This is a genomic window from Stenomitos rutilans, from assembly GCF_059505485.1.
Window position 1 is genome coordinate 113,549 of the sequence record NZ_JCACKR010000025.1, and the last position, 10,414, is coordinate 123,962.

Here is a 10,414-nt window from a genome sequence, read left to right on the forward strand (position 1 = left end):
GACTCTATGAATCGTTATTTGATTCTTCTAAAGCAAATAGATGTTGATCTGGATCTTGAACGCACATCCAATGGCTGCCCCAATGAGTTGCTTCTAGTGGAGTTTGAACCACGATTGATTCATTTTTTCCGATCTGTTGAGCATCGCTCTCAAGATTAGTGACGCGAAAATGAACAGTCAATGAAGGCTTTGCAGCTTCCGCCAAAACAATGTAGGTATTACCAGCTTCTAAACGACAAGCACGATGGGTCTCCTCTTCCCACTGATCAACAAGCTTAAAGCCTAGCCCTTTCCAAAAAGTACAGGCTGCTTCAAAAGCAGGGGTTTCAACATACAAATGGTCGATCGATTCAATACTCATTGGAGTGGTCTGTGTTACGACAAAGGGCATTCTTTAACGAATTGCTCCACTGAATCTTAACCGTTCCTCGTCTTTTTTGCTGCCTGGCTTGCTTAGGAAAACTAAACCGATCACCGATCTATAGCAGTCCTAAATCATTTGTGAGATTGAGAGGCTTGGTGAGAAAGGATTCCAGTGGAATCCTTTCTCACAATCCAAATAGGATCGCTATAGCTAATTTCTCTTAGTCAAGATGATAGAATTTTCTCCTTGCAGTGCAACCTAGGTTGAGTATTGCTATTGAATGAGAAAAATGATTAGACAAGCCCGTTCTTTGGCTGCTTGGATCTCCCTTAGTGGTCTGATACTGGTTGGTTACGCTCAACCTACTCAAGTATCAAATACTATTGGGTCTCCACCGTCAGCAGTGAAAGCAACGCCAGAAAGCAGCATTGGCAAAAATACAACTGCGAAGCGAAAGACTGTGGCGGTTGTTAATGTTGCAGCCAGTAAACGAGTCATTGCTAGAGCCGGAGGGATTACCTATCCCGCTTGGGGTAATGCTAACGATTCAGTGGACTACAGAACAACAACAAACTATCCTCAGCCAAGGCGTTGGGGAAACGAAACCAACAATGGCAACGGGACTGTTCAAGTAGTGGATTTAGGCGCGGTTTGTGTACTTAATAAGGTTGGCTACAACATTGACTGGGACGGTGCCTTTAAGAATTCACTAACCTTTCGCGTAGAGGTCTCAACCAATAATAAAAATTGGCAATTAGCATCTCAAATTGTTCATCCCTACTCTGGTACAAGTGGTTCCAATAAACTCAATGTTGATATTGCCATTCAACCGATCGCAGCTCGCTACGTCAAGTATTGGGAACCACCCGATGGCTCATGGAATGGCTAGGGCACCTTCCATCAACTCCGAGCTTACTCTGTAAAGAAAAAGTGAGTCTGCAATCTTATAGAAAGGCAGAACTACTGGTTTCGATCGCATGACATAGTTTTGATATTGGATTTTCTACTACCGATTCAAGTGACGAGATGGACGATCGCACTTTGTTAGCTTGTGAATCTCATACCAATTTGAATTGAAAATGCGACACATCCTGTAGGGGCAAGGCATTGCCTTGCCCCTACCCACCGATTGATCTGTAGCCGTCATTCTTTAAATCGGTATCACCTGTGTTTACTACTTGCCTACCCGTTCAAGTTCCTCGCGCAACACTCGTCTCAAGGTTGCTTCTAAAGGCTCATGTTTTTGCTCAATGTGTTGATGCAGGGCTTCGTTAATCAAGCTTTGATAATTGCCGCCGCCTGCTGCATGAACCTGTTCCCGAAACCATGCCGACACATCATCATCTAACCGAATGGTGATGCGAGTTTTTCCAGCCGCGATCGGTTCAACTGCACCGCGCTTTCCTTGACTGAAATCGTACTCTGCTTCCATCATTACCCCTCTTCATACTGCGATCGTTTCGGCTCAGACCACGATCACTCCGATTCAAACCAAGAAGGGTCTCGTTCAAAACGGCAGCGTTAGGGAAGCTTTCCACAGGAGTCGCGCTTGCAAGAAGGATGAAGGAGTGCGGATCGTAAAGCGATCGCTGATCAAGCGGCTTCGTTCGGCAAATTCTGCTCTGAAAACTGCTTGGCTTCCGCTTCTTCCAGTTCAGCCAGTTTTGCCGTCAGTTCTGCCAAGCGTCTTGATGCATTGGCTCGACAGATGGGGTCTTTTTCCTTCCAGAGCCACTCGCTCTCAAAATAAACGGCAAGTTGATAGGCTCTGATCGAGTCTGCTGGCAGAATGTAATCGTCTGAGTTGGCGCTAGTGTTCATGAGAAAAACCTCATTTGCGTATCAATTCTCAGCAAGCGGCGTTGGGCTTCATTATAAACAAACCGAATGCCAAAAGCAGCTTCAGCACCTAAACCCACGTCGTAGCGAGCTTCGATTGGCATTAGGCTGGGATGCCTCGCAATAATCGTGTAGTCCCCAGCCTCTAAATTTCGGAAGAAAGCGGTTGCTTGGCGAACCGTCACAGATTGTTGCGCTTGAAAACGCCCATCCTTTGTGACGAGAACAACGATCAGTTCGCCATCGACTGAGGACATTGCCACTTCATTCTGGTTCCAAATCGCTACATAGATTTCAGCCATCTGTTCAGGATATCACTTGAGGCTGAATGAAAAAAGGGCGGACATTGCCCACCCTCAAGACTCCTTTAATTCTGGCGTTACTCAATTCCTTCGATGCGGTCTTCGACTTCTTGATAGAGTTGGCGGAGGCGATCGAGGTTCTCCTCAGAGGTTTCCCAGTAGCCGCGACCGTTTGCCTCTAGCAGGGTCGTGACCATCTTGCGGAACGAGCTGGGGTTGAGGTCGAGTAAGCGTTTGGACATGTCTTCATCTTTGAAGAAGGTGTCGTTGGCATCTTCGTAGACCCAGTTATCCACTGCGCCTGCGGTGGCTGACCAACCCATCGTGTTGTTCAACCGCTTCGAGAGTTCCCGCACGCCTTCGTAGCCGTGACTGAGCATCCCTTCGTACCATTTGGGGTTGAGCAATTTGGTACGGGCATCCAGACGGACGGTTTCGGAGAGAGTACGTACCTGGGCGTTGGCAGTGGTGGTATCGGCGATGAAGGACGTGGGGGCTTTGCCGTCATTCCGCAGGCGCGACACGACTTTAGTGGGGTCGGAGTCGTAGTAGTGGGAGACATCTGTGAGTGAGATTTCCGATGAGTCCAAGTTTTGGAAGGTGACATCGGCGGTTTTGAGGGCAGACTCGAAAATCTGGCGATTCTGATCCATTGTGCCAGGATTGTCTGACGAGAAGGCGAAGGATTTCCGCGCCAGGTACATGTCTTGCAGTTCGGCTTCGCTTTCCCAGGTGCTATTTTCCACCGCCAGATTGATGTTGGACGAGTAGGAACCAGAGGCGTTGGAGAAGACGCGGGTGGCAGCTTGCCGGATGTTGATACCCATCTCTTCGGACTGCTTGAGGGCGTGCTTGCGGACGAAGTTCATTTCCAGGGGTTCGTCTGCCTCTGCTGCCATTTTCACGGCACGATCGAGCAGTGCCATCTGGTTGATGAACAGGTCGCGGAAGACACCGGAACAGTTCACCACGACATCGATACGGGGATGGCCGAGTTCTTCTAGCGGAATCAGTTCTAGCTTGTTCATGCGTCCCAGCGAGTCGGGCAGGGGTGCAACCCCCAACATCCAGTAGATTTGCGCCAGCGATTCGCCGTAGGTCTTGATGTTGTCGGTGCCCCAGAGGACAACCGCGATCGTCTCTGGGTACTGCCCACCATTATCAGCACATTGACGAGCGATGAGGCGATCGACCACCACTTTGGCAGATTTCACCGCGGCAGAGGTGGGAATGGCTTGCGGATCGAGGGCGTGAATATTCTTCCCAGTGGGCAACACATCGGGATTGCGGATGGGATCGCCACCGGGACCAGGCATGACGTATTCGCCTTCCAGCGCGGTCAGCAACGCACCGAGTTCGTTATCCGCCACAATTTGCTTGAGGCAGAATTCCAAATAGTCAAACAGGGGCTTGATGTGATCCACCTCGACTTTGGTGTAACCCGCTGTGTGCAAGGCTTCCACCCAGGGTTCTTTTTTACCCATGTTGAAGAAGTTGAGCCTGGACACTCTGGAAACGCGCCCATCGGCATCCACCTGTGCCTGCACGAGAGCAGACACGGACGATCGCGTTGCCAGGGTGATTTCCTGAAGCAACTGCACATCTTCCAGCACACCGCGATCGCTCCCCTGATAAATCTCCTCCATCGTGCGACCAAAGCTGTTGGCAATGATGGACGGCAGGCTGAGGATATCGTCTTCGGGACGATCGAGGCTAGCGATATTGACCAGCGTAGCGATCGCTTCTTCGGCTGTGGGGGGCTTGCCAATGACGTGCAAGCCACAAGGCAGCAGGCGTGACTCGATTTCCATCAGCTTGATGTAAACCTTGCCGACGATCGTGTCGCGGGTTTCTGCGTCCAGTTCCTTCGCGCTTTCAGGGAACTCGATATCCTTGTCCAGATTACAGATTCGCGCTTTGTCCATGATGGAATCGACAATCTGGGCACCGCGTCCGGTATCTTTTAGGGTTTGATAGGACGCAACCAGTTCGCCCAGTTCCTTCAAGCCCTTGTACAGGCCAGCATTTTCAGCGGGTGGGGTGAGGTAGCTGATGGTTTCGGCGTAGGAGCGACGTTTGGCGATCGTGGCTTCAGATGGATTGTTCGCTGCGTAGTAGTAGAGGTTGGGAATGGTACCAATCAGGCTATCGGGGAAGCAGGCATCGGACATCCCAATTTGCTTTCCGGGCATGAATTCCAGCGATCCATGTGTCCCGAAGTGCAGCACTGCATCCGCTTTCCAGATTTGCTCCAGATACGTGTAGTAGGCGGCAAAGCCGTGGTGGGGACTGGCAGAGCGGGAGAACAGCAGCCGCATAGGGTCACCTTCGTAACCAAAAGTGGGCTGCACACCAATGAAAACGTTACCAAACTCCTTACCGAAGATGAGCAGATTTTGCCCATCGGTGTTGAGGTGTCCGGGCGGTGGGCCCCAGGATTCGTGGAGGCGATCGGCATAGGGAGTCAATGCCTCATATTCTGGCACCGACATGCGATACGCCACGTTCAATTCCGGGCTGTTGTACTGGGCGCGGGCATCGTGCAGCACTTCCAGCATCAAAGCTTCAGCCGTTTCAGGCAACTCCTGCACATCGTAACCGTTGTGCTGCAAGGCTTCCATCACTTTATAGATGGAGCCGAACACGTCCAGATAGGCGGCCGTACCCACATTGCCTTTGTCCGGTGGGAAGCTGAAAACGGTAATGGCAACTTTCTTATTCAGTTTGGGTTTGCGGCGGAGGTTTGCCCACTTCATCGCACGTTGGGCAATCGCTTCCACCCGGTCTTGCAGGGCGATCGCTTTACCCGTCGTTCCATCCCGACCAGAGAGAATGATGGGTTCGATCGCGCCATCGAGTTCGGGTAACGCAATTTGCAGCGCCACTTGGATGGGATGCAGACCCAGATCGCTGTCCTCCCATTCCTCTGTGGTTTGGAATACCAGGGGCAGCGCCACCATGTAGGGACGGTTGAGCCGCTTGAGGGAGTCGATCGCCTTTGGATGATCTTGCTTGGCGGGACCACCGACCAGGGCAAAACCCGTCAGAGAGATGACGACATCCACAATGGCAGATTGCCCTTTGGACAACGGATCGTAAAAGAATGCGTCCACAGGTTTGGAGAAGTCTAATCCACCTGCGAAGACCGCAATCACCCGTGCGCCCATGCTTTCTAGCTCTTGCACCATCGACACATAGTGAGCGTCATCCCCGGTTACTAAATGCGTTCGTTGCAGCACCAATCCCACACAGGGAGCCAGCGGATCTTTCAGGTCGTCCGCAATATCGGTACGCGAGTTAAACCAGTTGAGATACTCCTTCACATCCTCAAACATGGTGGGCGCGAGGGGATGCCAGATGCCCATGTCGGGATAGGTGACGGGATCGCGATACTGTAAGGCACCGCTGTCTGTATCCAGATCTTTGTACACGTAGCGATCGGCGAGCATCAGCAAGAAATTCTCCAGATTTTCCTGCGAACCACCCAACCAGTACTGAAAGCTGAGCATGAAGTTGCGAGCATCCTGCGCTTTGTCCATCGGTAGGTACTTCAGCACTTTGGGCAGCGTATTCAGCAGCTTCAACATGCCGTCCTGAAAGCCGGAGCCAGATTTCTCTTTGCGCTTCTTCATGAACTGGGCGATCGCGCTCTTGGACTGACCCAACTGCGCCATTGAGAAACTGCCCATTTTGTTCAGGCGCATCACCTGGGGCATGGAGGGAAAGACTACAGCGACATTGAGGCGATCGCGATGGGGTTCTACAGCAGCAACGACTTTATCTGCCAAATCTTCGAGAAAAATGAGCGACGCGATAAAAATATTTGCCTGCGCCACGTCGCGCTTAAACGCCTCGTAATTGTCCGAATCGCGGAGTTCCTCAATCAAGTAACCGCTAATTTCGACAGCCAGATCGGGGTGGTTCTGGTTGATGGCGCGAACCGCTGCCGAAAGCGAACTTTGATACTGAGGCTCCAGCACGACATAGACCACTCGCAACAGAGCGCGTCCCCGCAGATCATCGGGTGCAACGTGTCTGATGGTGGGCTTGACGTGTGTGAACATGCAGTTAAGCTCCTTATCTGTTAATGCGCGAGGGGTCGCAGTCAATTAGCAGCAAACGTCCTAAATCGCTCAACCGCGCACCTTTCGGGAAACTGGCACGGGAGCAAAATCGTTTGCTGGCAACTGAGCGCAAACTGTTAAGACAGTTGCACAATCATGTTTGTATCAGAAAACCAGACCAGATAAGCGTTCTAGGATATATCCGACACAATTTGATAAATATATTTCAAGTTTTCGTTACATTTATACCGCTTTGGACGAGCCTCTACTTCGCTTTTTCTTAGCAAAACTTAATTCAATTGAGCGAGCGGATTCTATGCTTGAACGTCAAGGCAAAGTCTCTGTATACAAGGCTTTCAGCCTTGCCAAACGCTTTTACTGTCGGCGCTGACGATCGGCGTGGGATGCATAATCTGCGCAATCGATCGCTTGGGCTGTGAGCGCATCGCTTGGGCGAATTGCGCATTTCAGATATGGATTATCTTTAAAGAAGCGGCATTGACGGCAAGGCACGCGTTTGAACAGCTTGCGGCCATCTTCTTTTTGTCGTACCGTGATGTGCCGTTTTGTGTGCTGACTGAACCAGAGCACCGCGATCGCCCAGAGTGCCAGCAGACTCAACGGCACCAAAATAAGCGTGGTATTGCTTAACTGCACGGCGGGTTGGGCAGGTTTGGCTAGTAGAAGCGGTTCACCGACCGCTAGCGATGATGAAGCAAGACCAGACGGGTTGGGTTCCTCTCGGCCTGGCTGAAATCCGTGGTCGTCGTACATAGCGCTTCTTTGCTGCCCAGAGGGTCTGTAGTAGAGAGAGGATGAATGCAGAACAACCTGCGTCGAAGCCTCGAAATGCCTCTACTACGGTTATGTTGAAACTACTCTTTGAATACCTCTCTCATTCGTCAGACTTTTGAGCAGGATTGGCGGTCAGCTATCAGCTATCAGCCTGGAAGCTTTGAGTTGAACCAGTTGTTGGTTATTCGTTGGTTGTTGTTAGTACATGAGCCGCTCTTGACTCCTGCTAAAAACTAAAAACCAACAACTCTCTTGCCCTCTGCCCCCTGCCTTCTGCCCTCTAACCAACCAACCTAAGGTACTGGCAAGAAAGGAAAAAAGGTTTTGATAAATTTGCGGAGACGCAGCAAGTTGAGATTTTTTTCAAGCGATCGTCCAACCACCGGGCGAGATGGCCCAGGCTCTTGAAGCTCTGCCTGGAGTCGAGCGTACTCGCTGGCTGAAACGGGTTTACCATCGATCGGCGATCGGGCACCTGTAATAATTTCTGCTCGCAGCACTTCTTCAGGTGTGTCGTCTGGTCTCGGCAGCGCCAGTGCGGGTTCGATCGCAATCAGAAGCAGTCCCACCAGAAGCAAGAAGGCTTTGAGACTGTTGTTTTGAACCAGGGGAAGGGGAAAGGCTAAAGGATAAAGGCTAAAGGATAAAGTGTTTTCTGCCAACGGCCTGTCTGTCGTTTGATCTACCTGCGTTCTCATCCTTTCATCCCTCATTCTTTAGCCTTCATCCCTCATCCTTCACATCAATCCCGGTGGTAGTGTCTCATTACAAAGCTGATGAATGTCACGAATGCGTTCAAATAGCCATGCCTGCTGCTGACGATAGTGTGGGATCAGCGCTAGAGGACTGAGTAGAGCCGCTGCTGCGATATCGGCTACGCTCAATTGGTTTCCAACCAGGTGAGGACTGTCTTTCCAACGATCGACCAGGGCATCAAAAGCGATCGCTAGTCGCTGACGAGCAAGCTCCACAGCGGCGGGATTCATGTCGTATTGCCAGCGTACAACCTGAATCACGAGTTGGCTAGAGAGCGATGGATCAATCTGTTTTCCTTCGCCCCGACGAAAATCGTAGTAGACAAAGCGTGTGGCGGTGCCAATGCTTTCATCCAGCCAATCTTCTAGCAGTGCCGCCTCGGTCTGCTGATGGGGATCAGCGAGAAAAAAGGTGGGATTGGGCTGGTGACGTTCTAGAAAGCGCAGGATTTGAGTGGAGTCGGCGATCGCGGTGGGTTCACCATCCATATCTGGCAGCAGGACAGGCACGGTTTTTAAGCCAGTCAATGGCTTTAGCTTCAGTACGTGCGCTCCGGGTGTCAGGTTTTCGACCGTATAGGGGATTTGTTTGTAGCCTAGGGCTAACCGTGCTTTACGGCAGTAATGAGACGTGCTGAATTGAAGGAGTCGCATCGTTACCTGGTTGTGTCCCTATGTGGTGTATTCGGCGTTGATTTTGACGTAATCGTAGCTCAGGTCGCAGCCCCAAGCAGAGCCAGAGCCAGAACCGTTGCCTACACGAACGGCGATCGCAACCGTATCGTCTTTTAAGTATTCACCGAGGGCTGCTTGTCGCAGGTAGTTGCTGGCAGCCGCGCGATCGAAGGGTTGCGGTTGTCCATTTTGCATCATTAGAAAGTCGCCCAGCTTGATTTGCAGATCGTCCTGGTTGAATATGACACCTGCACGCCCAGCCGCACCAGCAATTCTGCCCCAGTTAGGGTCACGCCCAAAGATAGCAGATTTGACGAGTGATGATCCCGCGATCGTTCGGGCGATGAGACGCGCTTCTGCATCATCGTTGGTGCCGGAGACCTGCACTTCGATCAAACAGGTTGCGCCTTCCCCATCCCGCGCGATCGCTTTCGCCAGGTGAATACACACCTCTATCAGCATCGCCTCTAGCTTGTCGGCTTCGGGGCCTGCTTCGGTAACGGCAGGGGTGCGAGACTGTCCATTCGCCAACGCGATCAGCGAATCATTTGTGCTGGTATCACCATCAACTGTGATCTGGTTAAAGCTGCGATCAGCAGCGCGACTGAGCATTTGCTGCCAGAGGTGAGGCGATACCGCCGCGTCACAGGTCACAAAGGCAAGCATCGTCGCCATGTTGGGATGAATCATTCCCGATCCTTTGGCAATGCCACCAATGCGAACGGGACGAGCCTCAGTTTGAGATGCGCCGCGAACGTCCAGTGTGGTTTCAAGGGCGATCGTCTTCGGCACCAGATCGGTGGTCATAATGGCCTTCGCTGCACTTGCCCCACCCTCTTCTGAAACGCTAGCCACAAGTTGAGGCAAAGCGGCTTTTAAGGCATCTAGCTTAATACGCTGACCAATCACGCCTGTGGACGCAAGCAAAATTAATTCGGCTGGCACACCGAGCGCTTCACTCAAAGCGCTAGCGCTTTCCAGAGCATCCTGTAGCCCAAGCGCACCCGTGGCAGCGTTTGCCTGACCCGCATTGCAGAGGATTGCACGGGCACTGGCTTTCGTCTCAAGGCGTTCCCGACAGTAATCGACGCAGGCAGCCCGCACTTGACTGGTCGTAAAGACTCCAGCCGCGATCGCCTCTACATCCGAAAGAATGAGTGCCAGATCAGGCAAACCGGATGGTTTCAATCCTGCTGTCATACCTACCGCGCGATAGCCTTTGGGCGCTGTGATGCCTCCAGAAATTTCCTGCCACTCTGCCATGCTTGCCTCCGCTTACTCCACTGCATGACTGGCGATTATATCAGGGGGGCGGGCGTTTAGTTGTTAGTGGTTAGCAATGGTAGAAGGAAAGGATGAGGGGTGATACCGATTTGAAGAATGACGGCTACAGATCAATCGGTGGGTAGGGGCAAGGCAATGCCTTGCCCCTAAAGGATGTGTCGCATTTTCAATTCAAATTGGTATGAGGGATGCAAGTTTTGAGTTAAAGAGCTATCAGCTATCAGCAGTCAGCGGAGGAGTTTTGAGTTGGAAGAATGATCAAGGATGAAGGCTAAAAAGTGTGGCTCAATAAGGATTCCAGGGAGTTAAGCCAGTAGGTTCTCCAACAAAGCACTG

At 51.6% G+C, this 10,414-nt stretch carries 10 protein-coding genes; 1 reads left to right on the plus strand and 9 read right to left on the minus strand.

The genetic code is table 11. The features are described 5' to 3' along the window. Window positions 1-4: 4 nt before the first annotated feature. A complete protein-coding gene (locus AC5JLP_RS03165; RefSeq protein WP_496066448.1) occupies window positions 5-361 on the minus strand; it encodes a VOC family protein in 357 nt (118 codons plus the stop codon). Between the two features lie 406 nt (window positions 362-767). Between AC5JLP_RS03165 and AC5JLP_RS03170 the strand changes: the two genes are divergently transcribed. Further along, window positions 768-1,253: a discoidin domain-containing protein gene (locus tag AC5JLP_RS03170; RefSeq protein ID WP_496066449.1), complete on the plus strand. Its 486-nt coding sequence runs from the start codon at window positions 768-770 to the stop codon at window positions 1,251-1,253. 285 nt (window positions 1,254-1,538) lie between these two features. Here AC5JLP_RS03170 and AC5JLP_RS03175 read toward each other — a convergent pair whose 3' ends face one another. The 8 genes from AC5JLP_RS03175 to argJ form a co-directional block, all read right to left on the minus strand. Next, window positions 1,539-1,799: a BrnA antitoxin family protein gene (locus AC5JLP_RS03175; RefSeq protein WP_496066450.1), complete on the minus strand. Its 261-nt coding sequence runs from the start codon at window positions 1,797-1,799 to the stop codon at window positions 1,539-1,541. Window positions 1,800-1,957: 158 nt separating this feature from the next. Next, window positions 1,958-2,185, minus strand: coding sequence for a hypothetical protein (locus AC5JLP_RS03180; RefSeq protein ID WP_496066451.1), 228 nt, complete (start codon window positions 2,183-2,185; stop codon window positions 1,958-1,960). Continuing rightward, window positions 2,182-2,505, minus strand: a complete 324-nt coding sequence (locus AC5JLP_RS03185; protein WP_496066452.1) for a hypothetical protein — start codon at window positions 2,503-2,505, stop codon at window positions 2,182-2,184. The genes AC5JLP_RS03180 and AC5JLP_RS03185 overlap by 4 nt, the downstream gene beginning before the upstream one ends. A 77-nt stretch (window positions 2,506-2,582) precedes the next feature. Next, window positions 2,583-6,569, minus strand: coding sequence for a magnesium chelatase subunit H (locus AC5JLP_RS03190; RefSeq protein ID WP_496066453.1), 3,987 nt, complete (start codon window positions 6,567-6,569; stop codon window positions 2,583-2,585). Window positions 6,570-6,944: 375 nt separating this feature from the next. Continuing rightward, a complete protein-coding gene (locus tag AC5JLP_RS03195) occupies window positions 6,945-7,343 on the minus strand; it encodes a hypothetical protein (protein ID WP_496066454.1) in 399 nt (132 codons plus the stop codon). Between the two features lie 314 nt (window positions 7,344-7,657). Next, window positions 7,658-8,062, minus strand: a complete 405-nt coding sequence (locus AC5JLP_RS03200; protein WP_496066455.1) for a hypothetical protein — start codon at window positions 8,060-8,062, stop codon at window positions 7,658-7,660. Window positions 8,063-8,101: 39 nt separating this feature from the next. Then, window positions 8,102-8,773, minus strand: a complete 672-nt coding sequence (locus AC5JLP_RS03205) for a glutathione S-transferase family protein (RefSeq protein WP_496066456.1) — start codon at window positions 8,771-8,773, stop codon at window positions 8,102-8,104. 18 nt (window positions 8,774-8,791) lie between these two features. After that, the gene (argJ, locus tag AC5JLP_RS03210) at window positions 8,792-10,057 is read right to left on the minus strand and encodes a bifunctional ornithine acetyltransferase/N-acetylglutamate synthase (RefSeq protein WP_496066457.1); all 1,266 of its coding nucleotides are present in this window, start codon (window positions 10,055-10,057) and stop codon (window positions 8,792-8,794) included. Between the last annotated feature and the right edge of the window lie 357 nt (window positions 10,058-10,414).

Coding starts and splice junctions, on each gene's coding strand:
- AC5JLP_RS03190 (WP_496066453.1), bottom strand. CDS start 6,569: ATGTTCACACACGTCAAGCCCACCATCAGACACGTTGCACCCGATGAT.
- AC5JLP_RS03175 (WP_496066450.1), bottom strand. CDS start 1,799: ATGATGGAAGCAGAGTACGATTTCAGTCAAGGAAAGCGCGGTGCAGTT.
- AC5JLP_RS03195 (WP_496066454.1), bottom strand. CDS start 7,343: ATGTACGACGACCACGGATTTCAGCCAGGCCGAGAGGAACCCAACCCG.
- AC5JLP_RS03200 (WP_496066455.1), bottom strand. CDS start 8,062: ATGAGAACGCAGGTAGATCAAACGACAGACAGGCCGTTGGCAGAAAAC.
- AC5JLP_RS03165 (WP_496066448.1), bottom strand. CDS start 361: ATGAGTATTGAATCGATCGACCATTTGTATGTTGAAACCCCTGCTTTT.
- AC5JLP_RS03185 (WP_496066452.1), bottom strand. CDS start 2,505: ATGGCTGAAATCTATGTAGCGATTTGGAACCAGAATGAAGTGGCAATG.
- argJ (WP_496066457.1), bottom strand. CDS start 10,057: ATGGCAGAGTGGCAGGAAATTTCTGGAGGCATCACAGCGCCCAAAGGC.
- AC5JLP_RS03180 (WP_496066451.1), bottom strand. CDS start 2,185: ATGAACACTAGCGCCAACTCAGACGATTACATTCTGCCAGCAGACTCG.
- AC5JLP_RS03205 (WP_496066456.1), bottom strand. CDS start 8,773: ATGCGACTCCTTCAATTCAGCACGTCTCATTACTGCCGTAAAGCACGG.